Source organism: Micromonospora sp. AMSO1212t (assembly GCF_008868145.1).
In the GTDB taxonomy this organism is placed as follows: Bacteria; Actinomycetota; Actinomycetes; order Mycobacteriales; family Micromonosporaceae; genus Micromonospora; species Micromonospora tulbaghiae.
Map to the genome: position 1 here is coordinate 16,621 of NZ_WBKS01000043.1, position 23,263 is coordinate 39,883.

The following is a 23,263-nucleotide window of genomic DNA, read 5'->3' on the forward strand; positions in this document are numbered from 1 at the left end:
GGCGGCCGTGATCGTCGATCTTCGAGGGTGGATGTCCCGATGAACCAGCCGGCAGCACCGCAGGCGACAGCGTCAGTGCCCCCGCTCACGCCACCGAACCGTCCGGGGAGGGCCCTGATCGGGCTGGCACTGATCGTCCCGGCGGCGATCGCCTGGATCTGGTCGTACGTCCTGCCGACGCTGTCCACAGTGGCTCGCAGCTTCCAGGGTGACGGGCCGCGCGGCTCGGGCGAGTCGGTCGGCACGGCGAACTACGAGGCCGCCTTCACCTCCGGGTTCGTCGGACAGGTCGGGCTCGCGGTGCTGCTCAGCCTGATCCCGCTGGCGGTGGCGCTGCTCGCCGCGCCGCTGCTCGCCGTCCTCGCCGACCGGGCCGGCCGGGTGGCCCGCCTGGTCACCCGGGGCGTGCTGGCGCTGCCGCTCGCCGCGTACGCGCCGGTCGCGGTGTTCCTCGGCCGGCGCGCCGAGCACATCGAGAACGGCACCTTCACCCAGGAACTGCAGTCTCCCCGGACGCTCCTCGTCTCGGCGCTGGCACAGGTGACGTTCGGGCTGGTCGTCGCGGTGGCCGCGACGCTGTACCTGAGCGCCCTGCGCCGCCGCGAGCCCGACCAGCGGCCCGCGCCCGCCATGCTGGCCGTCGGTGGGCTGCTCGGCCTGAGCGTTCTCGCCGCCGCCCTGCAGACCTACACCGCCCCGTACATCCTGACCGGCGGCGGGCCGCGCGGCGACGACACGGCGACGCCGGTGCTCACCGCCGCGCAGACCTCGTTCCGGACGATGCGCCTGGGCGCCGGATCGGCCACGTCGACGCTGCTGCTGGTGCTGCTCGGGCTGCTCGGACTGGCCGCGGTGGCGCTCATCCTGGCCACCCGGCTGCGCATCGAGTTCGACGGCTGGCGGGACGGCCCGGCCGTGCGGGAGGCGGAGTCCTACTCCGGCCGCCGGCCGCTGCTCGTCGGGCTGACCGCTGTCGCGCTCGTCGTCGTCCTCGGCGTGACCGTCTGGGCGTCGCTGCCGTGGCTGCGGAACCTCTCCTCCGACACCGGGACCCTGCCCCGGGGGGTCGAGACGGCGAACCTGTTCGCCAACACCTGGGTGCCGCCGCTGCTGTCCACACTCGTCGCGGTGGCGCTCGCCGCGCTGGCCGGGTTCGGGATCGGCGCGCTGCGCCCGCTCGGGCGCTACAGCGAACTGCTGCTGGTGCCGTTCGCGCCGTGGTTGTTCGTCGGCATCGGCCCGCTGGCCATCGCCGGTTTCGAGCGCACCATGGAACTCGGCCAGCTCGGCCTGTTCCTCGGCCTGGTGCCGCCGACCTGGCTGTCGGTGCCCGCGCTGTTCGTGTTCACGCTGCTGTTCCGGGGTCAGCACGAGCGGTGGCGCTCCGGCGGCGGCGTCGGCCGTACGCTGCTGCTGCCGGCGCTGCCGATGCTGGCCGTGACCGCGTCGGTGACCTGGCTGGCGCACGCCCAGTCGCCACTGTGGTCAATGCTGGTGAGCCGGGGCCCGGACAGCCTGACCGCTCCCGCGCTGGTGAACATGATCGCCAGCCGCGCCTTCGGCGCCGGCGGCGAGCTTCCGCTGGGCCTGATCCTGCCGCTGCCCATGCTGATCCTTTTCGTGCTGCTGTTCGTCGCGCTCATGGTCGGCTACGTGGATCGGCTCGCCATCCGGGTGGGACGGCGCAGCGACGCGGACGCGCCGCCGGTGGGGTCGGGCGAGCCCGTCGGCAAGGTCACCGCATAGGGAAACCCCCGATTACGGCCGGTGACGGCGCGCCTAGCGTCGGGCCATGGCAACTGACGCGCTCACACCGGCCCGGACCGCCCGTCTCCACCGCGCCCGCCTGGCGCTGCCCCTGTTGCTGCTCGCCCTGCTCACTCCGGCTGGGTGCGGCTCCGGCGGCGACGTGTTCGACGGCGGCTCGGCCGACTCCGCGGCGGCCGAGGACGGCGGCGAACCGGACGCGGGCGCGGTGGGCGACGTGCGGCCACCGTGCCCGTTCACCGCCGCGCAGGTGTCCGAGATCGTCGGACAGACCATGCGCGACGACGGCAACTGCCTGTTCGGCGACGGCAAGGGCGTGGCCAGCCTGGCCGTCACCACCGCCTCGGCGGACGCCGGCAAGATGACCTACGAATATCAGTACGACCAGGCCGGCAAGCAGTACGAGAAGGTCGTCGACCTGGATCGGGGTGAGCGGGGCTACCTCGCGGTCAAGGACATCCGCGGTGAGGCGGTGCTGATCGAGGGCAAGGGCACGTACACGGTGACCATCAGCAGCTTCGGCGGCGGCACCGCGGGCAACGAGCAGATCCTGCGCCGTACCCTCGACGCGATCCCGGCCTGAGCGGGGCCGGCATGCGAAGCCGCCGACTGGTCGCGCTCGCGCTGACCGCGACCCTGCTCACCGCGTCCGCCGGCTGCGGCGACGACGAACCGCCGGCCGCCGGCGGCGCTCCGCCCGGTGCGGGCGCGCCGGTCGCGGAGCCGACCGGGGAGGCGCCGGCCGAGCCGAGCGCCGGACCGGTGGACGACGCCGCCCCACAGGCGTGCACGCTGGTGTCGAAGGCCGACGCGGAACGCCTCGCCGGCACGGCGCTGGACGAACCGGTGGTGGCCGGGCAGTCGTGCACCTACACCGGACCGGTGACCGGGCCGACCGCCCAGGTCGAGGTGTTCGTGGGCGACGGCGCCAAGAAGTACCTCGACATCGAACGGCAGCTCGGGCACGAGATCCGTGAGCTGGCCGGTACGGCCGACGAGGCGCTGCTCACCGCGGAGGCGTTCTTCCTGCGCAAGGGCGAGCTGTGGGTAGCGGTGCGGCTGGTGCGGCTCAACGACCCGCAGGAGAACCGGGCGCCGCTGGAACGGCTCGCCCGTACCGTCGCCGGCCGGATGTGAGGCGGCCGGTGCGCGGCCGGCGACTGCTCGCGGCCGGCCTGGCGGCGCTGCTCGCGGTGACCGGCTGCGGCGGGCCCACGCCCGGCCCGGCGGACGGGGGCGACGGCGGGCAGCCCCGGTACGGGCAGGCCCCGGCGCCGGGGAAGGACGTCACGCTGCAACCGGACGTGGTGCTGGTCGGCGGCGGCAGCCGGACCGTGCGGTCGGTGAGCCCGGACGGGCTGACCTGGCGGCTCGACCCCGGTGCGCGCGACGCCGACCGGCTCGCGCCCGGCCGGATCATGTTCCTCACCGGACGCGGCGTGGGCCGGGTGCTCGACCTGGCCGAGTCCGGCGGTGACCTGGTCGTCACGATCGGACCGGTCACGCTCACCGAGGTGATCCGCGACGGCACGTTCGGCGGGGACGACGTCACCCTCGACGAGCCAACCGTCTACGTGGCGGGTGAACCCTCGTGGACCCGGGAGGCCGCGGCGGCCGGCGGCACGCTGGGCCGGTCGCGTCCGCTCGCCGTCGCGCCCGCGCAGCCGCCACCGGCGCCGGGCGGGCAGGCGGGCGCCACCGCCCACGGCTACCGGGTGCGGACGTTCTGCTGCGCCGGTGGCGTCGGCACCCACTTCACGTACGACGACGGCGGCGTTCGGCTGGCCGGGACCGTGACGCTGACCGTCGGGCGCCCGGCCGCGTCGTTCCACCTGGCGGTCGGCGCGGGCAAGGTGACCCGGGCCGAGCTGGAGATCGGTGGCGGCTTCGGCATCAAGGTGGACTTCTCCGCCGGCATCGACGGTGGGCAGAACCACCGCAAGGCGTTCCCGATCCCGGTCGACATCGCGTTCCCGATCGGGCTGGTCGCCGGCCTTCCACTGTCGTTCACGGTGAACCAGACGCTGGAGGTGGCCACCGCGTTCGGCGCCCGCCGGGGCACGTTCCGCGGCGCCGGTGAGTACGCGCTGGCCGGCAAGCTCGGGTTCGGCTACGCGGGCGGCCAGGTGGGCTCGCGCGTGACCGAGGGGTTCGCGCGCCGGGTGAGCCTGCTCGACTCGCTCACCGGCGTGCCGGTCGGCGTGATGGGCCTTGTGGTCCGGCACGGCGTGCGGTTCACCATGGGGATCAGCGCGTTCCTGTTCACCGCCGGGATCTGGTTCGAGCTGGTCACCTCGTACGGGGCCACCATCGGATCAGCGCTCGGCGCCCCGTACGCGCTGTGCCGGGGCGTCGGGCTCGGTGTGCATGCGCGGTTCGGGATCGGCTACCGGATCCTGGAACCCGTCGTCCAGGTGATCAACAAGTTCCTCAGCCTGCTCAGTCCGTCCCGGGCGCCACGAATACCGCCGATCGTGGCGTCGGGCGGGCCGAGCTGGAGCGCCCCCGTCTACCGCAACCAGGAGGTGATCCCGCCCGTCTCGATATGCGGACAGCTTCCGGACTAGGCCGCGCCGACGCTGGGTTCGCGGGCGCGGCTGTGCCACCATCCCGCCATGGACGCCGCACTGGTCGGCCGCGACGCGGTCGTCGAGCGGGTGTGGCGTGCCCTGACCTCCGGTGCGCCGGTGCTGCTCGACGGTCCCAGCGGCATCGGCAAGACCGCGCTCTGGCGGGCCGTGGTCGCCCACGCCGGGCGGACCGGCTGGCGGGTGCTGTCCGCCGCGCCCACCGAGGCCGAGACCGCGCTGCCGTACGCGGCTCTGGCCGACGTGCTGCGCCCGCTCGCCGACGCGCTGCCGTTGCTGCCCGCGCCGCAACGGGTGGCCGCCGACATGGTGCTGCTGACCGGCGGTGAGCACGACGGCGCGGTGGACGAGCGGGCGGTGGGCGCGGCCACCCGTACGCTGCTCGACGCGGCGGTCACCGGCGCGCCCCGGGTCCTGCTCGCCGTCGACGATCCGCAGTGGCTGGACCCACCGAGCGCCCGGGCGCTGCGGTTCGCGCTGCGCCGGCTGACCCGGTGGCCCGCCGTCCTGGCCACCCACCGCACCGGGGACAGCCCGCCGGCGCCGGTGCCGCTGGGGCTGGACGACGACCCGACCGGCCGGCATCCGCTGCTGCGCGCCGACGTACCCCCGCTCACCCCGCCGGACCTGCACCGCGTCCTGGCGGCCCGGCTCGGCGGCACGCTCAGCCGTCCGCTCACCGACCGGCTGGCCCGCGACGCCGACGGGAACCCGCTGCTCGCGATCGAACTGGCCCGGGCGGTGCTGCGGCTGCCCCGCCCGCCCGCGCACGACGAGGACCTGCCCGTACCGTCGTCGCTGCGCCTGCTGCTCGCGGAGACGCTGCGGGCGCTGCCCGGCCCGAGCCGGGACGCGGTGCGGCTGGCCGCGCTGCTGACCGTGCCGACGCTGCGGGACCTGGCGGCGGCGGGCGTGCCGGCCGGGGCACTGGACGCGGCCGAGGACGCCGGGCTGGTCGTGGTCACCCCGAGCCGGGTCGACTTCGCGCACCCCCGGTACGCGGCGGCGGTGCGCGAGAGCATCCCGCCGGGGGCCCGGCGGCGGCTGCACGCGCTGCTCGCCGGCACGGTCGCCGACCCGGACGAGCGGGCCCGGCACCTGTCCCGGTGCACCGTGGCGCCGGACGCCGCCGTCGCCGCAGACCTGGCCGCCGCGGCGGCCCGGCAGCGGATGCGCGGCGCCTCAGCGCTCGCCGCCGACTGGTACGCCCGGGCGGCCGAGCTGACCCCGTCGTCCGCCGCCGCCGACCGGAACCGGCGTCGCCTCGACGCGGTGCAGTGCCGTATCGACGGCGGGGACTACGCGGCGGCCGGGCGGGCCGCCGAGGCGGCGGCCGGGGAGCTGACCGGCGCCGAGCGGGGCGAGGCGCTGCTGTTGCGCGCGCTCGTCGCGTGGTGCGCCGACGACCTGGTCACGGCCGTCCGCGTCGCCGAGCAGGCGCTCGCCGCCGCCGGGCCGGACGGGGATCTGGCCGGGCGGATACACACCCACCTGACCATGTTCCACGACCAGCCGGAGCCCGCCCGCCGGCATGCGCGGGCCGCGATCGCCCGCCTGTCCGATCGGGACGAGCACCGCCCGCTGCTCACCGCCGCGCTGCTGCTGCTGTTCTTCCACGAGGTACGCGCCGGCGGCCCGGCGCCCACCGATCTGCTGGACCGGGCCCTGTCGCTGGAGGCGGGTGAACCGTCCTTCCTGGCCGGTTCGGTGCCGGCGATCTGGTGGAAGTCGGTCGACGACCACGACCGGGCGCGGTCCCGGCTGCACCTGATGCTGGACCTGGCGGTGGCGCGCGGCGACGACCCGCTGCGGCACGAGGTGCTGACCCACCTCGGCGAGACGGAACTGCTGGCGGGGCGCTTCGCCGAGGCCGGTACGCACATCGCCGCCGCCCGTGACCTGGGTGAGCAGCTGGGCACCGGGCTGGTGGGCGAGAGCTGGCTGGCCGGTGTGCTCGACGCGCACCGGGGGCGGCTGGCGCGGGCGGGCGCCGCGGCCGCCGCGCTGCGCCGCGACGACGACCTCGGCGACGCGTGGAGCCGGCGACTGCACCACCAGCTCACCGGGCTGGTGGCGCTGGCCTCCGGGGAGTGGGTCACCGCCGCGGCGGCGTACGGCGCGCTCGCCGCCGACCTGGACGGGTCGGGCATCGCCGAACCGCTGGGGCAGCGCTTCGAGCCGGACTGGATCGAGGCGTGCGTGGGCGCCGGCGACCTGGACACCGCGCACGCCGCGCTGGACCGGCTGGCCGGGCGCCACCGCAGGCTGCCGCGCCCGTGGACGACGCTCGGGCTGGCCCGCAGCCGGGTGCTGCTGGCCGGCGCGACCGGGGCGGATCCGGGCGCGGCGCTGGACGCGCTGACGCAGGCCCGGGCCGCGGTACCGGAGGCGGTGCTGCCACTGGACCGGGCCCGCTGCCTGCTCGCCGCCGGCCGCACGTACCGGCGGGTGCGGCGACGCCGGGAGGCGCGGGCGGCGCTCGACGCGGCGGCGGCCGAGTTCGACGCGCTCGGCGCGTCCGCGTTCGCCGACCGGGCGCGCGCGGAGCTGGGCCGCATCGGCGCCCGCACCCCGGCCCCGACGACGCTCACCGCCACCGAGGAGCGGGTCGCCCGGCTCGCCGCCCGGGGTCAGACCAACCGGCTCATCGCCGACGCGCTCTACATCAGCCCGAAGACGGTGGAGGCCAACCTGGCCCGGGTCTACCGCAAGCTGGGCATCGCCAGCCGCGCCGAGCTGGGCGCGGCAATGGGCCGGCCGCCGGGCGACTGAGTCGCTCAGGCCGCGGCCAGGGCGCTCAGGACGCGACCAGCGTGTCCAGATGCGCGCCGAGCAGCTCCCGGGCGCGCGCGGGCGGCATCCGCTCGGGGTACAGCAGCGCGTGCAGCGCGAGCCCGTCGAGCAGGGCGTGCAACCGGGCGACCGCCTCGGGGTCGGCGGCCGGTTGCCCGGTGAGCAGCGCGACGGCGAACTCGGCGGCGCGGCGGATGCCGTCGTCCGCGTCGGCCATCCGGGTTCGCGCCGCGGGGTCGGTCTGGGCGCGCGCGGCGAGCAGCAGCCACACCTCGGCCTCGCGGACGCGCTGGCGGTCCAGCGGCAGCAGTTGTTCCAGGATTCGTTGGGCGACCTCGCGCGGGCCGCCGGTGCGGTCGTCGGCGGCGATCCGCTCGGCCGCCTCGGCCTGCACGTGCTCCATGGCGAACACCAGCAGCTCGGTCTGGGTGGCGAAGTAGTGCCGCAGCGCGCTCGGTGACCAGCCCGCCTCGGCCGCGATGCTGCGGACGGTGGCGGCGCCGACGCCGTCGCGGTAGACGACCCGCCACATCGCCCGCGCCAGCTCGGCACGGCGTGCGCCGTGGTCGACGATCTTGGGCACGGGCCCCTCCGGAACCTGGTTGACGGCCGCTGTTACGGTTATCGCACAGCGTACTAAAAAAGGAGTCCGCATGCTCGTGGCAGTGATCATCGGATGCGAGGTGGCGTTCTGGGTGGTGCTGCTCGCCGGGCTGATCGCCCGCTACCCGCTGCGGCGGCCCCGCCTCGGCGCCGCCCTGCTGATCGCCGTTCCGGTCGTCGACCTGGTGCTGCTCGCCGCCACGATGATCGACCTGCGCCGGGGCGCGACCGCCACGTTCGCCCACGGCCTCGCCGCCGCGTACCTCGGGTTCTCGGTGGCGTTCGGGCACAGCATGGTGCGCTGGGCCGACGAGCGGTTCGCGCACCGGTTCGCCGGCGGCCCGCCCCCGCGCCGGGCCCCCCGGTACGGGATGGCGCGGGCCCGGCACGAGTGGCGCGAGTGGGGCAAGGGCATGATCGGCTGGGCGGTCGCCTGCGCCGTGCTGCTCGCCGGCATCGCCCTGGTCGGCGACGGCGAGCGCACCGCCGAGCTGTGGGCGTGGACCGGCCGGCTCACTGTGGTGATGGCGGGCTGGCTGGTGTTCTGGCCGGTCGCGTACACCGTCTTCCCGAAGCGGGCGCCGCGCGGCGCGTGAGGCTCACCCCTTGCGCCCGCCCGTCGCGATCCCCTCCACGAAGTGCCGCTGGGCCAAAAAGAACAGGATGATCATCGGTACGGTGGCGATCACGCTGGCGGCGAGGACGACCTCCCACTGCTGCTCGCCGCCGTAGCCGAACCGGTCCAGGATCACCTTCAGCCCCCGGGGCAGCGTGTAGAGCTGCTCGTTGCGCAGATAGATCAGCGGCTTCACCAGGTCCGTCCAGCTCGCCTTGAACTCGAACACGAACGCCACCAGCAGGGCCGGACGGACAAGCGGGAACGCCATCCGCCAGAACAGCTGCGGATAGCCGGCCCCGTCGACCCGGGCCGCCTCGAAGTACTCCCGGGGCAGCGACAGGAAGAACTGGCGCAGCAGGAAGATGTAGAACGCCGAGCCGAACAGGTTGCCGGCCCAGAGCGGCACCTGCGTGTCGACCAGGCCGAGCCGGTTCCAGATCAGGTACGTCGGGATCATGGTGACCGCGAACGGCAGCATCATGGTGGCCAGCACCAGACCGAACAGCAGGTTGCGGCCGGGGAACCGGAAGTACGCGAACCCGAAGGCGACCCAGGCGCTGGACAGCGTGGCCGCGGCCGCCGCCGCCACCCCCACCACCACGCTGTTGAACAGCCAGGTGAACAGCGGCATCGCGTCCCACGCCCGGGCGTAGTTGTCCGGCGCGAACGGCGTGGGCAGCAGGCCCGGCGCGAAGACGTACTCCCGGGGTCGCAGCGACGCGCCGACCAGCCAGACGAACGGCAGCAGGAAGACCACGGCGGCGGCCACCAGCGCGAGCACGAACAGCACGCGCTGCCAGCGGGGCCGGCGGCCGTCGTCGTCCTGCCGCACCGGTCCGGGCGCGGTCACCGGCGCGACGACGGCGCCGGCGGCCGGCGGCTGACTCGTGGTGGCCACCGGTCCTCCCCCTCGTAGTAGACGAACCGGTTGCCCAGCTTCACCTGCACCAGCGTGATCACCAGGATGATCAGGAAGAGCAGCCAGGCCATCGCCGACGCGAAGCCCATGTGCAGGAACTGGAACGCCTCCCGGAAGAGGTGGATCACGTAGAACGACGCCGCGTCGCTGCTGAACGAACCGGCGGTCTGCCGGTTGCCGAAGTACATGGTGTAGACCTCGGTGAACATCTGCAGCGACGCGATGGTGTTGACGATCAGCGTGAAGAACAGCGCGCCGGAGATCATCGGCAGCGTGACATGCCGGAACCGCGCCCAGGCGCCGGCGCCGTCGAGCTGGGCCGCCTCGTACAGGTCGCGGGGCACGCCCTGCAGCGCGGCCAGATAGATGATCACTGTGGAGCCCAGGCTCCACAGGCTCATCAGCACGATGCCGGGCATCACCCAGTCCGGGTCCGTGGTCCAGCTCGGACCGTCGATCCCGACCAGCGCCAGACCGCGGTTGATCAGGCCGTCCTGCGTGTTGAGCAGCAGCAGGAACAGGATGCCGACCGCCACCGCCGGGGTCATCACCGGCAGGTAGAACACGGTACGGAAGAAGCCGGAGAGCCGGCCGACGCGCTTGAGCAGCAGGGCCAGCCCGAGCGAGATCGCCATCACCAGCGGCACGTGCAGCGCGGTGTAGTAGACGGTGTTGCCGAGGCTGCGCGCCACCTGCGGGTCCGACATCAGTTGCCGGTAGTTGTCCAGCCCGGTGAAGCGCGGTGAGTTGATCACGTCGTACTCGGTGAAGCTGAGCCACAGGCTGGCGATCATCGGCCCGGCGGTGAACGCCAGGAACCCGACGATCCACGGTGCCAGGAACAGGTACGCCCAGCGGGCCTCCCGCCGGGCCAGCGACGCGCGGCGCCGCCGGCCCGGTACGGCAGGGGTGACGGTGGTGGTGGCCATGGCGGGCTAGTCCGCGGCCTTGTCCAGCGCGGCGGTCGCCTCCCGCTGGGCCCGGTCGAGCGCCTGCGCGGGCTGCTCCTGACCGGACAGCACCCGGTTGACCGCGTCCGTCCACGCCTTGTCGAACTCGGCGCCGGCGGGCGAGGCGGGCATCGCGAACGCGGCGTCCTGCGCCTGGCGGATGGTCTGCACCGCGTCGTCGAAGCGCTTGTTGCCGGTGGGTTTGTACACCTCGTCGAAGATCTTCTTGTCGGCTGTGGTGTTGCCGGTCCAGAGGCCGGTGAAGGGCAGGTTCGCGGCCTTGCGCGCCTCGGCGCGCGCCCGGGCGGCGGCCAGCCACGTGTCGGTGGCGGTCATCTGCTTGACGAACGCGCAGGCGGCCTCCGGATTCTTCGCCCCCTTGGTGACCACCCACGCCTGCCCGGAGGACAGGCTCAGCGGCTTGCCCTGCCGGTCCACGAACGGCTTGACCACCAGCTCGGCGTCCGGGCTGTTCTTCGCGGCCTGGTTGAGGAACCACTCCTCCATCGGCCACGCGGCGATCTGGTTCTTCGCCAGCGGGTTCTGCGCGCCGAAGAAGTCGAACGTGTCCCGGAACGACTTGAACTTCCCCCAGCCGCCCTGGGCCTGGATGAGCCCGACGCCGGTGGTGAGCGCCTCGACCACCTTCGGGTCGGTGAGGTTGGCCCGGGTGCCGTCGGCGGAGATCATGTCGGCGCCGTTGGCCTTGGCCCACATCGGCAGGAACTCCGGGATCTTCGGGTCGATGCCGATGCGGCTGAGCCGGCTCCCGGAGACGGCGGCGAGCCTGGCGTTGAGCGCGGGCAGGCCCGCCCAGTCGGCCAGGTTCACGTCGTCGGCGCCCAGCCCGGCCCGCTTGAGCAGAGCCTCGTTCAGGTAGAGCACGCGGACCTGGGAGAACTCGGGGATGCCGTACACCGTGCCGTCGAGCGTCACCTGCTCCCGCGCGGACTGCCGGTACTCCGCCATGTCGACCCGCTGCTTCTCGACGCAGTCGGTGAGCGGCTGGATCGAGCCGCGCTCGGCGTACGTGCCGATGAGCTTGCGGTCCATGTAGACCAGATCCGGTGGGTTGCCCGAGGCAACCGCCGACAGGAACTGCTGCTCGTCGAACGCGCCCTCGGTGATCGTCAGCCGGACGTCGCCGTGGTCGCGCTTGAACGCGTCCACCCGGGTGGTGGCGATCTCGTCGGACAGGCTGAAGCCCATGGTGCTCAGCGCGCCGCTGCCCTCGGCGCCACCGCCACCGGAGTCCCCTCCCCCGCCGACGCCGCCGCAGCCGCTGATCGCCAGGGTCAGCACCCCGGCCAACGCGGTCGCCCGCAGTTTCCGTGACATCGCCACCTCCCGTGATCGCGCCGGCCACTCTGCCGGGCGCGACCTGCACTTCTCCTGTGGTTCGGCTTTCAAACCGGTTGATGCGCATCGGTTACCGTCGACCGCCCGGCGGCGGACGGCTCACCGCGCCGATCGACGGCGATCGCGGCCAGCAGCAGCCCGGCCAGCGCCGCCAGCGCCAGCGGTGGCGGCAGCACCGTCCCGAGCACGGCCAACGGCAGCGCCGCCCCGGCGACGGCCAGCCGGACCGGTCCGACCGGCTGCCCGGTCAGCCGGCGGAACAGCAGCCGTCCGGCCAGGTAGACGGCCGCGCCGCCGAACAGCGCCACCGCCGCCGAGGGGTTCAGCCGGGGCCCGGCCTGCGGGTCGGCGACGTGCTCCAGCACCTGTTCGACGCCGAGCGCCAGGTAGATGACGCCGGCGACGAGCAGCAGATGGGTCTGGCTGTAGGCGTCCGCGGCCATCCGGTCCCGCTGCGCCGCCGGTGCGGCGGCGAGCGCAAGGGCCGCCGCCGGGTACGTGCGGTGAAAGTAGAGCCACCAGAGGCAGACGGTCACCACGAAGGCGACGAGCGCCACGGCGAGGACCGGCGGCTCGGTGACCGCCGAGGCTGCGCCCACCCCCGCGGCCACCACCGACTCCCCCAGCGAGATGATCAGCACCAGGGCGTACCGCTCGGCGAAGTGCGTCGGGCTGCGCAGTGGCCAGGCGCCCCGACGGGCGTACGACAGCCGTTGACCGGCCACCTCGACGGCGAAGCCCAGCACCCACAGCGCCGCGTGCGCGGCACCGTCCAGCAGCGCGCCGAGCAGCAGCGGCACCCAGCCGACGGCGCTGACGAACGCGAAGAACCGGATCCGGGCGCGCAGTGCCGGGTCACCCGTCGCGGCCCAGTGGAACAGCGTCAGGTGCACCACGCGCAGCACCACGTAGGCCAGCACCACGATCAGCGGCCCGTCCAGCCCCGGGCCCGGCGTCCACGCCTGCGGCATGGCGAGGGCGGCCAGGAACAACGCGGCCATCGCGACCAGGAACCCGCCGCGCACCACCCCGACGTCGGCGGGCGTGTGGTTGCCCAACCAGGTGTACGACAGCCACGCCACCCAGAGCAGCACGAGCAGGAGGAGGCCCTTGGCCATCCCGGCCGGGGTCGGGTGCGGCTCGATCAGCGCCATGATCCGGGTGAGCGCGAAGACGAAGACCAGGTCGAAGAAGATCTCGAACGGGGTGACCCGGCGCTGGTCCGGCCCCGGCCGGGGCGCGCGCAGCCTCCGTCGCACCCGTTCGCGTCCCACGTCCGCCGCCCTCCGCCGGTCCACCTCCTGCGCCGACGGTAGGCGGCCCCGGACGGTTGAACCGGGTGATTCCGGCGATCACGCCCGGCCCGGTTCGCCGCACCGGTGCCCGCCGGGCAGCACGACGGGCGGCGCGGCGGGCAGCGCGGCGGCGGTCGGTTCAGCCGGCGTCGGCGTCCGGCCATGCGGCGCGGACCAGCGCGGGCAGCACCTCGCCGGCCGGGCCGCGCATGTTCACCGCGCAGATCGCGTCCAGCGGCGTCGGCACCGGGTTCACCTGCACCACGGGCGCGCCGAGGCGGGCCGCGACGAGCGGGATCTCGGCGGCCGGGTGCACCAGCGCCGAGGTGCCGACAGTCAGCAGCAGGTCGCAGCCGGACGCCGCCTCGACCGCCGCGTCGAGCGCGGCCGACGGCAGCGCCTCGCCGAACCACACCACGCCCGGCCGCACCGGCGCGCCGCATCCGGCGCACGCGGGCGGGGTCAGCGGCCCGTCGTGCGGTTCCGGCGCGTGCGGTTCCGGACCGTCGTGCGGCACCGGACCGTCGTGCGGCACCGGCGGATCGGACGGCACCGGCGCGGGCCGGGCGCAGGCCGAGCAACGGGGTGCGAACAGGCTGCCGTGCAGGCGTACCGGGGCGGGCACACCGCCGCGCTCGTGCAGGTCGTCGACGTTCTGCGTGATCACCACCGTCTCCGGCAGACGCGCCTGGATCGCGGCGACCGCCCGGTGCCCCGGATTCGGCCGCGCCCGCCGCACCCCGCGCCGGCGTGCCTCGTACCAGCCCCAGACCAGCGCCGGGTCGGCCCGGAACGCCGCCGGGGTCGCCAGCTCCTGCGGGTCGTACCGCTGCCAGAGCCCGGTCTGGGCGTCCCGGAACGTCGGCACGCCACTCTCGGCCGACATGCCCGCCCCGGTGAAGACCACCGGCCGCCGCGCTGCGGCGAGCAGCCGGCCCGCCTCGGCCAGCACCGGCCCGGTCACACGTCCACCGTCAGCCGCACGTCGACCCGGTCACCCAGCTCGATGCCCTCCGCCCGGCGCGCCGCGACCCGCAGCGGCACCACGTACCGGCCGTCCTTGGGCCACAGCGACGTCCGCCAGTCGGTGTCACCGATGCGGACCGTCACCGGGATCATGCCCCAGCCGTAGGTGACCGACGCCGAGGCGGCCTCGATCGCCGCGCTCTGCTCGGCGGGCACCGTGACGAAGTGGTACGGCGCCGGGCCGCGCCAGAACCACACCTCGCCGCTGAACGCCAGCTCCATCCGGTCAGGATAGGGGCCGGGACCGACGTGACCGCAGCAGCCGGAGCCCGGCCGCCGTCAGCCAGGCGAACAGCGGGAACACGGCGACGCGTTCCATGCCGCCCACGCCGATGCCGGCGTCCACCCGGGACAGGAACAGCACGGTGCCGGCCAGCCCGAGCAGGCCCAGGAGCGCGCTGACGGTCCGCAGCTCGCGCAGCAGCGGCGACCGGCCGGCGAGCGCGGCGGCGAGCATCGCCGCGTTGCCGGGCGCGAAGACCAGCAGCGCACCGAGCACGTGCAGGTTCTCGTCCACGTCCGCCGGGTAGAGACCGGCCAGCACGTACCCGGACCCGGCGGCCACGATCGACGCGACGGCGACGGCCGCGGCGCAGCCCGGGCGCAGCGCCCGGTGTGCGAGCAGCGCGCCGAACGCGAGCAGCAGCCCGGCACCGACGAACACGGCGTTCATGGCCGGGTGCCACGGCGAGCAGACCGGGCGGGGCCGGCTGGTGTCCCACACGCCGCACGTCACGTTGCCGAGGTCGCTGATGTTGTGCTCGGCCCAGCTGAACCCGGGTTGCTCCCAGGCCAGGCCGACGATGACATTGGCGACCAGGAACGACGCGGTGGCGAGCAGCCAGCATGCGCCGGCGAGGCGGTTTCTCATCCGTCGAGTGCACCGCCTCGGGGCGGCCGGGCGCACGGGGCGTGGCGGGGCGGTGCGGGGTAGGGCCAGACCTACCCGGAGAGCGGGGTCCAACCGGCTGGGCCGGGCGGCGTGGCCTGGCTAGCGTCGGGCCATGACCGTTGATCAAGGGCTGGCCGCCGCGTTGCGCCGCCGCCGCTACCTGCTCTCCGCATGGCCGTGGCGGGCCCTGGCGTACGCCGTCACGACCCTGCCCCTGGCCGGCGCGGCGGCGCTCGGCGCGACGGTCGTCGCCGCGCCGCTGCTGCTGGTGGCCGCCGCGCTGCGGCGGGGCCGCCCCGTCGACGCCGGGGCGCTGGCGGCGCTGGCCGTGGTGGCGCTGGCGGTGGTGGCGCTCGCCCCGCTGGCCGGCGCGCCGGTGGCGGCGGTCGAGCGGTGGCGCCTCGGCCTGGTCGACGACCGCCCGGTGACGGCGCCGGGGTGGCGAGGGCTCGCCGCCCGTTTCACCACCGCCACCGGGTGGCGGGAGGGCGCCTACCTGGCCGTGCTGGGTGCGGCGGTGCCGCTGGCGTACGGGATGTTCGGCCTGCTCGTGCTGCTGGACGCGGCGCTCGTCGCCGGTCCGTGGCTGGCCGGCGGCGAGGACCGGATCGTGCTGCTCTGGGCCACTGTCGACTCCCCCGCCGAGGCGGTGCCGTACGCGCTCGCCGGCCTGCTGGCGGTCCCGGCGCTGGTCTACCTGGCCGGGCTGCTCGTCGCGGTCCAGGCGGCGGTGACCCGCCTGCTGCTCGACGACGCGCCCGCCGGGACGGCCCTGCGCGAGGTGACCCGGTCCCGTGCCCGCCTGGTGAGCGCCTACGAGGCGGAGCGACGCCGCATCGAGCGGGACGTGCACGACGGCGTGCAGCCGCGCCTGACCAGTCTCACCCTCCAGCTCGGGCTGGCCCGCCTGGACGTGCCGGACGACTCCCCTGTGGCGAAGCCGCTCGCGGCGGCGCACGAGCAGGCCAAGGAGCTGATGGTGACGTTGCGCGGCATCGTCCAGGGCATCCGCCCGCCACAGCTCACCGAACTCGGCCTGGCCGCCGCCGTCGGTGACCTGGCCGCGCGGTCGGTCGTCCCGGTCACCGTGCACGCCGACCTGACCCGCCCGGTGCCCGACCTGGTGGAGACCACCGCCTGGTACGTGGTCTCGGAGACGCTCGGCAACGTCACCCGGCACGCCGGGGCCGGCCGGGCGCAGGTACGGCTGACCCGTACCGACCGCCTGCTGGTGGTCGAGGTACGCGACGACGGCCGGGGCGGCGCCGACCCGGCGCGCGGCACCGGCCTGACCGGGCTCGCGGACCGGGTGGCCGCGGCGGACGGGCGGCTGCTGCTGTCCAGCCCGCCCGGTGGGCCTACCCTCGTGCGGGTGGAGCTGCCGTGCCGTCCGTGACCCGGGTCGTCCTGGCCGAGGACGAGGTGCTGCTCCGGGAGGGCCTGGTGGGCCTGCTGACCCGGTTTGGCTTCGCGGTGGACGCCGCCGTCGGCTCCGCCCCCGAGCTGCTCGACGCGGTCCGCACGCACCGGCCCGACCTCCTGGTGACCGACATCCGGATGCCGCCGCAGCACCGCGACGACGGCCTGCGCGCGGCCGTCACGCTGCGCGCCGAACGCCCGGACCTCGCCGTGGTGGTGCTCAGCCAGCACGTGCAGAGCGGGTACGCGGCCGCGCTGCTCGACAGCGGCGACGGCAACCGGGTCGGCTACCTGCTCAAGGACCGGGTGGCCGACGTCGCGGAGTTCGCCGCGACGCTGCGCCGGGTGGTGGCCGGCGGCACCGCCGTCGACCCGGACGTGGTGCGGCACCTGCTGCGACGTCCGCGCGACCCGCTCGGCGCGCTGTCCCCCCGTGAGCGGGAGGTGCTGGGTTTGATCGCCGAGGGCCACTCCAACGCGGCCATCGCGGGCCGGCTGTACGTCACCGAGGCGGCGGTCGGCAAGCACGTGGGCAACATCCTGGCCAAACTCGGCCTGCCGCCGGACGAGGACACCAACCGGCGGGTGCTCGCCGTGCTCGCCTACCTGCGCGCGGCGGGCTGACCGGGCGTCACAGGCTCATCGGCACGGGATCGGTGGCCAGCGCCCGGAACCGCTCGCGCGGGTCGGCCACGAGCCGCCGCTCGGTGAGGTCGAGCAGGCCGCCGACGCCGCTGACCGAGGCGACCGGGGTGCCGTCGGCGCGGGTGAACTCCTGGCCGATCCGGAACGTCTTGCCCTCGCCCCAGTGGAACTCGCAGGTCACGTCGACCTCGTCGCCGCCGCGCAGCTCCCGCAGGTAGCGCACCGTCACCTCCAGCGCGACCGGCCCGACGCCGCCGGCGAGCAGCCGGTCCTGGCCGATGCCGGACGCGCGCAGGCACTCCCAGCGGGCGTGCTCGGCGTACTGGAGGTAGACCGCCTGGTTGAGGTGCCCCTGCGTGTCGAGTTCGTAGCCGCGCACGGTGACGCGTACCCGGAACGGATCTGCCATGCCGGCAGCCTAACCAGCGGCGCGGACAAAACGGCGTGCGGTCCGGGCCGCGCGGCTCTAGCCTGCCCGGCGTGACAGTGGAGATCGTGACCCTGGCGCAGCGGCCCGACCTGGCACCGCTGCTCGACGCCGACTTCGACGGCGCCTGGCCGCCGTTCATGCTCTGGGATCCGATGGGCGCGCTCTACTACGGCGTCGCGCACGAGACGTACCCCGAGTTCGTCTTCGCGGCCGTCGATCCGGCCGAGCCGGGCCGGGCCGTGGCCCGGGGGTACGCGGTGCCGCTGCGCTGGACCGAGGACGAGCTGCCCGACGGCGGCTGGGACCGGGTGATCCAGCGGGCCACGCTGGGCCGGCTCACCGGGTCCACTCCGAACCTGGTGTCGGCGCTGGAGATCTGCGTGCGCCCGGACCGGCGCGGCGGCGGGGTGTCCGGGCTGATGCTCGCGGCCATGCGCGCGGCGGTGGCCCGGGCGGGCTTCGGCACGCTGGTGGCGCCGGTGCGCCCGAACGGCAAGGCCGCCGTCCCGGACGTGCCGATGACCGAGTACGTGGCCCGGCGCGGCCCGGACGGGCTGCCGGCCGACCCGTGGCTGCGGGTGCACGTCCGCGCGGGCGGGGTGATCGAGCGGATCGCGCCCCGGTCGATGACGGTGACCGGCACGCTCGCCGACTGGCGGCGCTGGACCGGGTTGCCGTTCGACACCTCCGGCCCGGTACGCGTGCCGGGCGCGCTGACGCCGGTGCTCGTCGACGTCGACCACGACCACGCCGCGTACGTCGAGCCCAACGTGTGGGTGCGCCACCGGCTCTGACGGCTCAGGCCGGCCAGGCGTGGCCGATCCCGTCGAGCAGCAGGACCACGCCCTCGGTGGCCGCCTCCCGGTCCCGGGAGATCTCCCGGTACTCCGGCGAGGTGGACCAGCGCTCGAAGTCCTCGCGGTTGTCGAACGACAGCAGTACCGCCTTCTGGTGCGGCCAGTCGCCCTCGACCACGCGGGGGGCGGTGTCGGCGGCGAGCAGCTTCCCGCCGTAGCGGGCCAGCACCGGCGGGAAGGCGGCGGCATACCTGTCGTAGCGCGCCCGGTCGTGGATGGTGATCTGTGCGAGGGCGTAGACGGTCACCGGCTCAGGCTACCGACCGCCCGAGCGCTCCGGCCTCGTCCGTCGGGCCGGATCCCGCGCCTTCGCAAGCCGTGTCAACTGTCCGGTGTGCGCTAGCCATCATGGCCCTGACCTGGGAATAGTGATAGCAGGTCCGCGCGGCGGGGGGAAAGAGGTGGGGCGCCATGATCGAGCAGGAGACCCAGCCCGAGGCCTTACCCGGGCCCCGGAACGCACCGGAGGGCCTGCCGGTCCCGCCCGCCACGTCGGTTCCCGGCGCGGTGTGGCAGGTCCGCGTCCGCACCAAGCTCGACGACCTGTACCAGCAGCTCGCGGTACTGTCCGCGCGCGACCCGGAGCGGGCCGGAGCGCTGCGCGCGCAGCTGTCCGGGGTGGAGGGGGTGCTCGGACGCAGCGGCGTGGTCGAGTGGTTGCGAGGCGGCAACCTGGAGTACGCGTGGCAGACGATCCACTCGGTGGAGCGGGGGATGGTGGCGCTGCGCAGCCCGGACGAGCTGACCGGGCTGCTGCCGGCGTACCGGAGCGCGGCGGCGCAGGTGCTGCCGGCCGACGACAAAGTGCTCACCGATCTCGACCCGTCGGCCGGCACCCCGTCCGACGCGCTGCTGCGCGCCCGGGTGCAGGCACTGCTGCTGCGCTACCACTCCGCGTCCGACGAGTTCCACGAGTCGGCGCGCCGGCTACGCAACCGGATGCTGGGGCTGTCGGTGTTCGCGCTGGTGGCGGAGGTCCTGGTGGTGCTGGTGCAGTGGCGCAGCCACGACGTACGGCTGCTGGAGGCGCCGACCGACGCCGGTGCCGTGCCGGCCTGGCGGCTGCTGTTCTTCGTGCTGATCGCCGGTGCGCTCGGGGCGTTCCTCAGCGCGCTGCCCTCGATGATCACCTCACGGTCCGGCGGGCTGCCCTACAAGCTGCCGTTCCAGCAGGGGCTGCTGAAGCTCGCCATCGGTCCGCTGGTCGCGGTGGTCGGCATCATGCTGGTCATCGGCGGCCTGGTGGAGACCAGCGTGAGCAGCACGGCCGCGCTGCTCGGCCTGGCGATCGTGTTCGGCGCCGGGCAGCAGGCGGTCACCGCGTTCGCCGACCGGCGGGCCGCCGAACTGCTCGGCCCGGCCGCCAAGAGCTGATGCCGCACGGCGGCCATCCGGCCTGGGTAGCCTGATCCCATGATCTTCATTACCGCGAAGTTCCGGGTCCGTGCGGAGGACGCCGACAACTGGCCGCAGATCGCCGCCGACTTCACCGCCGCGACCCGGGCCGAGCCCGGCTGCCTGTGGTTCGACTGGTCCCGCAGCCTGGACGACCCGACCGAGTACGTGCTGGTCGAGGCGTTCCGCGACGACGAGGCGGGCGCGGCGCACGTGCAGTCGGAGCACTTCCGGACCGCCCAGCGCACGCTGCCGCCGCATCTGGCCGAGACGCCCAGGATCGTCAACGTGACGGTGCCGGAGCAGGACTGGTCGCGCCTGGGCGAGATGGCCGTGCCCGGCGACGCCGCGAGCTGAAGATTTCCCACGTTTATCGCTCAGGCATTGAAGCTTGTTTTCACCTTTCGCTACCCTCGGCGGAAAGATCCACCATCCACCGTGGAGGAGCTGAAGCATGCGCAAGCTGATGGCGGCGCTCGGCGCCGGGGCGATGACTGCCGCGGGCCTGCTCGCGGTCGCGACACCGGCCCAGGCCGCGGCCTGCACCCTGGTGCAGTCGGAGATCTACAACGGGGCGAACCTGATCGCCTGGTCGCGCGGCCTGGACGGCTGCTCGGGCGACGTCTACTGGGAGATCCAGTCCGGTGACGGCGGCACGTGGCAGGTGACCGACAGCGGCACCACGCACTACGACGACCAGGTCGTCAGCTACTACGGCGACGTGGACCTGCCGTGCTACCTGCGGGTTTACGCGGCGTTCGGGGACCAGGAGCGGCTGACCCGGCCGGTGCGCAACAACAACTGCGCGGGCTGACCACCGGCCGGGGCGCGCGTGACGCGCCCCGGCCGCACCGCCGGTCAGGGGATGGTCAGGCCGTACGCGGCGAGGATCTCCAGGATCGGCTGGTAGTAGCTGGTGCCGCCGGTCGTGCAGTTGCCGCTGCCGCCGGAGAGGACGCCTATGACGGTGCCGGTCGCGGCCACGTAGAGCGGGCCGCCGCTGTCGCCCGGCTCGGCGCAGATGTTCGTGCGGATGAGTCCGGTGACGCTGCCCTCGGCGTAGTTGACAGTCGCGTTCAGCCCGGTGACGGTGCCGCACCGCACGCCCGTGGTGGCGCCGCTGCGGCAGACCGCCTGTCCGACGTACGCGCTGCCGGCGGCGGTGACGGTGACCTGCCCGGGGTAGGTGTGGACCGCGCTCGGATGGGCGACGGCGCCGGTGTAGCGGACCACGCCGTAGTCGTTGCCGGGGAAGCTGCTGCCGGTCCGGCTGCCCAGCACGGTGGTGCGGGCGCTGTCGGCGTACCAGGTGGCGGCGAGGCGCGTGCAGTGCCCGGCGGTCACGAAGTACCAGGTGGTGCCGCTGCGCACGTTCGCGCCCAGGGAGCAGCGCCCACCGCCGCCGTAGATCGCCTGGCCGCCGGCGATGAGTGTGCGCAGCCGCCCGGGTTCGTGGCGCAGCACCGCGCCGGCCCGGTCGGCGGTGCGCCGCAACGCGGCCAGCTCGCGCCCGCGTACCGTGTCGTCGGCGGTGACCGTGAGCCGGCCGGTGGCCGGGTCGTGCCCCCAGGCGGTGCCGGGCGTGCGGAGCCCGGCGAGCGCGGCGGGGTCGGGCGGCGGTGCGGCGGCGCCGGCCCGGGCGACCGCCGGGGTGCCGGCGAGCAGGGCGGCGAGGACGAGTACGACGAGCGCGGGTCGGCGCATGCTCCGGGACCCCTTCCATCGTCTACGGTCGATTCACCAAGCATCGGCCCGCAGGCGCGATCGACTCAACCGGCAGAACCGGCGGCCCCCCGAAACTTCCGGAGCCACGGCGGGCGACACGGGCACGCCCGCAGGCCGTGCCCGCACGCGGATCCCGCCCGTCCACCCGGCGCCGCGTGCCCCGATGTCGACATATCGAGGTGATTAAGTTTTCGGAACGCTTCCGGTAAGCTTCGGGCAGAGATTCGCTTCGATCCACTCACGATGTGCCGGGGAGTCACTCCCCCACCTGGCGCGGCCACCGGGCGGCCGCGCGGAGCCGACGTCGTGGCGGGCGGTGGCCGAGGCGAACCGATCCCATTGACAGGCTAGAGAGGCGTTCAGATGGACAAGGTGCTCGCCCGCGGCAGCGGGAGCGCGGCAGCCCGGTCACGCCCGCGGACCGCTGTGGTCGCGATGGTGGCGGGGGCCGCGATGGTCGCCGCCACGATAGCGGTGGCGACCAGTGCCAGCGCCGGCACGACGCTCGGCGCGTCGGCGGCGGAGCAGGGCCGGTACTTCGGCACGGCGGTGGCGGTGAACAAGTTGTCCGACAGCACGTACGTCGGCATCCTGAACCGCGAGTTCAACATGGTCACCGCCGAGAACGAGATGAAGTGGGACGCCACCGAGCCGTCCCGGAACCAGTTCAACTTCAGCGCCGGCGACCGGCTCGTCGCGCACGCTCAGGCCAACGGCATGCGGGTGCGCGGCCACGCGCTGCTCTGGCACCAGCAGCAGCCCGGGTGGACGGGAAGCCTGTCCGGCAGCGCGCTGCGCGAGGCGATGATCAACCACGTCACCCAGGTCGCCACCCATTACCGGGGCAAGATCCACTCCTGGGACGTGGTGAACGAGGCGTTCGACGACGGCAACAGCGGCGCCCGCCGCAACTCGAACCTCCAGCAGACCGGCAACGACTGGATCGAGGCCGCGTTCCGGGCCGCCCGCGCCGCCGACCCGGGCGCCAAGCTCTGCTACAACGACTACAACACCGACAACTGGTCGTGGGCCAAGACCCAGGGCGTCTACAACATGGTCCGGGACTTCAAGGCCCGGGGCGTGCCGATCGACTGCGTCGGCTTCCAGTCGCACTTCAACAGCGGGTCGCCGTACCCGAGCAACTACCGCACCACGCTGCAGAACTTCGCCGCGCTCGGCGTCGACGTGCAGATCACCGAGCTGGACATCGAGGGCTCGGGCAGCAGCCAGGCCACGTCGTACGGCAACGTGACCCGGGACTGCCTGGCCGTGGCGCGGTGCAACGGCATCACCGTCTGGGGCATCCGGGACACCGACTCCTGGCGGGCCAGCGGCACCCCGCTGCTGTTCGACGGCAGCGGCAACAAGAAGCAGGCGTACACCGCCGTGCTGAACGCGCTCAACGAGGGCGGCACCCCGCCGCCGACCACCGCGCCGCCGACCAGCACTCCGCCCACCTCGACCCCGCCCACCTCGACGCCGCCGACCAGCGAGCCGCCGACGACTCCCCCGCCGACCGGCGCCTGCACCGCCACGTTCACCACCAACCAGTGGCCGGGCGGCTTCGTCACCAACGTCCGGATCACCGCGGGCTCCAGTGGGCTCAACGGGTGGACCGTGTCGCTCACGGTGCCCTCGGGCTCGGCGATCACGAACACCTGGAGCGCCCAGGCCAGCGGCACCACCGGTGCGGTGACCTTCCGCAACGTGGACTACAACCGCCAGGTCGGTGCCGGTGGCACCACCGAGTTCGGATTCCAGGGCACGGGTACCGCCCCCTCCGGCACGCCGGCCTGCGCGGCCGGCTGACCGTCGGCGCGACCCGGCACGGGGCCACCGTGCCGGGTCGCGTCCCCGGCGGGCACCGGCCCGCGACCGTACAGTGGGGTAGGTCCTGTTCCACCGTTTCGCCGGAAGGACCACAGTGAACCGACGCATCAGGACCGCCCTCGGCGTCGCCCTGACCGCCGCCCTCGTCACC

Annotated in this window: 24 protein-coding genes; 13 read left to right on the plus strand and 11 right to left on the minus strand. The window is 74.4% G+C overall.

Annotated elements, in window-relative coordinates; all coding sequences use genetic code 11:
- Positions 1-39: 39 nt before the first annotated feature.
- Genes F8279_RS13915 through F8279_RS13935 form a run of 5 tightly spaced genes read left to right on the plus strand, consistent with a single transcriptional unit; the run spans position 40 to position 7,127 of the window.
- Positions 40-1,746 carry a sugar ABC transporter permease gene (locus F8279_RS13915; protein ID WP_151500156.1) on the plus strand — a complete coding sequence of 569 codons (1,707 nt, stop codon included), beginning with the start codon at positions 40-42 and terminating at the stop codon, positions 1,744-1,746.
- Between the two features lie 46 nt (positions 1,747-1,792).
- Positions 1,793-2,350, plus strand: a complete 558-nt coding sequence (locus F8279_RS13920; protein WP_151500157.1) for a hypothetical protein — start codon at positions 1,793-1,795, stop codon at positions 2,348-2,350.
- 11 nt (positions 2,351-2,361) lie between these two features.
- Entirely contained in the window at positions 2,362-2,904 is a 543-nt protein-coding gene (locus F8279_RS13925; protein WP_151500158.1) for a hypothetical protein, read from the plus strand.
- 8 nt (positions 2,905-2,912) lie between these two features.
- On the plus strand, positions 2,913-4,334 hold the full coding sequence (locus tag F8279_RS13930; RefSeq protein WP_151500159.1) for a hypothetical protein: 1,422 nt from the start codon (positions 2,913-2,915) through the stop codon (positions 4,332-4,334).
- Positions 4,335-4,382: 48 nt separating this feature from the next.
- Positions 4,383-7,127 (plus strand): AAA family ATPase, encoded by a 2,745-nt coding sequence (locus F8279_RS13935; RefSeq protein WP_151500160.1) that lies wholly within the window; start codon positions 4,383-4,385, stop codon positions 7,125-7,127.
- A 25-nt stretch (positions 7,128-7,152) separates the two neighbouring features.
- Here the strand turns inward: F8279_RS13935 and F8279_RS13940 are convergent, their stop codons facing one another.
- Positions 7,153-7,731: a TetR/AcrR family transcriptional regulator gene (locus F8279_RS13940; protein WP_091418241.1), complete on the minus strand. Its 579-nt coding sequence runs from the start codon at positions 7,729-7,731 to the stop codon at positions 7,153-7,155.
- A gap of 70 nt (positions 7,732-7,801) precedes the next feature.
- Here F8279_RS13940 and F8279_RS13945 point away from each other — a divergent pair, with 70 nt between their 5' ends.
- Positions 7,802-8,347 carry a hypothetical protein gene (locus F8279_RS13945; protein ID WP_091418239.1) on the plus strand — a complete coding sequence of 182 codons (546 nt, stop codon included), beginning with the start codon at positions 7,802-7,804 and terminating at the stop codon, positions 8,345-8,347.
- Between the two features lie 3 nt (positions 8,348-8,350).
- Here the strand turns inward: F8279_RS13945 and F8279_RS13950 are convergent, their stop codons facing one another.
- From F8279_RS13950 to F8279_RS13980, 7 genes are all read right to left on the minus strand, one after another.
- Complete coding sequence (locus F8279_RS13950; protein ID WP_225853270.1) at positions 8,351-9,268, minus strand: carbohydrate ABC transporter permease; 918 nt, start codon at positions 9,266-9,268, stop codon at positions 8,351-8,353.
- Complete coding sequence (locus F8279_RS13955; RefSeq protein WP_151500161.1) at positions 9,217-10,218, minus strand: carbohydrate ABC transporter permease; 1,002 nt, start codon at positions 10,216-10,218, stop codon at positions 9,217-9,219. The genes F8279_RS13950 and F8279_RS13955 overlap by 52 nt, the downstream gene beginning before the upstream one ends.
- 6 nt (positions 10,219-10,224) lie before the next feature.
- The gene (locus tag F8279_RS13960; RefSeq protein WP_151500162.1) at positions 10,225-11,577 is read right to left on the minus strand and encodes an extracellular solute-binding protein; all 1,353 of its coding nucleotides are present in this window, start codon (positions 11,575-11,577) and stop codon (positions 10,225-10,227) included.
- 68 nt (positions 11,578-11,645) lie between these two features.
- Positions 11,646-12,872, minus strand: coding sequence for a low temperature requirement protein A (locus F8279_RS13965; RefSeq protein ID WP_151500163.1), 1,227 nt, complete (start codon positions 12,870-12,872; stop codon positions 11,646-11,648).
- A gap of 160 nt (positions 12,873-13,032) precedes the next feature.
- Positions 13,033-13,857 (minus strand): NAD-dependent protein deacylase, encoded by an 825-nt coding sequence (locus tag F8279_RS13970; protein WP_151500164.1) that lies wholly within the window; start codon positions 13,855-13,857, stop codon positions 13,033-13,035.
- Positions 13,854-14,141 (minus strand): DUF1905 domain-containing protein, encoded by a 288-nt coding sequence (locus F8279_RS13975; RefSeq protein ID WP_091418225.1) that lies wholly within the window; start codon positions 14,139-14,141, stop codon positions 13,854-13,856. Before F8279_RS13975 ends, F8279_RS13970 begins: the two co-directional genes overlap by 4 nt.
- Positions 14,142-14,145: 4 nt before the next feature.
- Positions 14,146-14,790 carry a DUF998 domain-containing protein gene (locus F8279_RS13980; protein WP_151500165.1) on the minus strand — a complete coding sequence of 215 codons (645 nt, stop codon included), beginning with the start codon at positions 14,788-14,790 and terminating at the stop codon, positions 14,146-14,148.
- Between the two features lie 133 nt (positions 14,791-14,923).
- Between F8279_RS13980 and F8279_RS13985 the strand changes: the two genes are divergently transcribed.
- Positions 14,924-16,207, plus strand: a complete 1,284-nt coding sequence (locus F8279_RS13985; RefSeq protein ID WP_151500166.1) for a histidine kinase — start codon at positions 14,924-14,926, stop codon at positions 16,205-16,207.
- Positions 16,195-16,854, plus strand: coding sequence for a response regulator transcription factor (locus tag F8279_RS13990; protein ID WP_151500167.1), 660 nt, complete (start codon positions 16,195-16,197; stop codon positions 16,852-16,854). The genes F8279_RS13985 and F8279_RS13990 overlap by 13 nt, the downstream gene beginning before the upstream one ends.
- A gap of 7 nt (positions 16,855-16,861) precedes the next feature.
- Here F8279_RS13990 and F8279_RS13995 read toward each other — a convergent pair whose 3' ends face one another.
- Positions 16,862-17,284, minus strand: coding sequence for a thioesterase family protein (locus F8279_RS13995; RefSeq protein WP_091418216.1), 423 nt, complete (start codon positions 17,282-17,284; stop codon positions 16,862-16,864).
- Positions 17,285-17,355: 71 nt separating this feature from the next.
- Here F8279_RS13995 and F8279_RS14000 point away from each other — a divergent pair, with 71 nt between their 5' ends.
- The gene (locus F8279_RS14000) at positions 17,356-18,099 is read left to right on the plus strand and encodes an N-acetyltransferase (protein WP_225853271.1); all 744 of its coding nucleotides are present in this window, start codon (positions 17,356-17,358) and stop codon (positions 18,097-18,099) included.
- A 4-nt stretch (positions 18,100-18,103) separates the two neighbouring features.
- Here the strand turns inward: F8279_RS14000 and F8279_RS14005 are convergent, their stop codons facing one another.
- Complete coding sequence (locus F8279_RS14005; protein WP_091418211.1) at positions 18,104-18,409, minus strand: DUF1330 domain-containing protein; 306 nt, start codon at positions 18,407-18,409, stop codon at positions 18,104-18,106.
- 164 nt (positions 18,410-18,573) lie between these two features.
- Between F8279_RS14005 and F8279_RS14010 the strand changes: the two genes are divergently transcribed.
- From F8279_RS14010 to F8279_RS14020, 3 genes are all read left to right on the plus strand, one after another.
- On the plus strand, positions 18,574-19,536 hold the full coding sequence (locus F8279_RS14010; protein WP_151500168.1) for a hypothetical protein: 963 nt from the start codon (positions 18,574-18,576) through the stop codon (positions 19,534-19,536).
- Between the two features lie 39 nt (positions 19,537-19,575).
- Positions 19,576-19,914, plus strand: coding sequence for a putative quinol monooxygenase (locus tag F8279_RS14015; RefSeq protein WP_091418206.1), 339 nt, complete (start codon positions 19,576-19,578; stop codon positions 19,912-19,914).
- Positions 19,915-20,011: 97 nt separating this feature from the next.
- Complete coding sequence (locus F8279_RS14020) at positions 20,012-20,371, plus strand: hypothetical protein (protein ID WP_091418203.1); 360 nt, start codon at positions 20,012-20,014, stop codon at positions 20,369-20,371.
- Between the two features lie 44 nt (positions 20,372-20,415).
- Here F8279_RS14020 and F8279_RS14025 read toward each other — a convergent pair whose 3' ends face one another.
- Positions 20,416-21,261 carry a S1 family peptidase gene (locus tag F8279_RS14025; RefSeq protein WP_151500169.1) on the minus strand — a complete coding sequence of 282 codons (846 nt, stop codon included), beginning with the start codon at positions 21,259-21,261 and terminating at the stop codon, positions 20,416-20,418.
- Between the two features lie 384 nt (positions 21,262-21,645).
- Here F8279_RS14025 and F8279_RS14030 point away from each other — a divergent pair, with 384 nt between their 5' ends.
- Entirely contained in the window at positions 21,646-23,091 is a 1,446-nt protein-coding gene (locus F8279_RS14030) for an endo-1,4-beta-xylanase (protein WP_091418198.1), read from the plus strand.
- The last annotated feature ends 172 nt before the right edge of the window (positions 23,092-23,263 follow it).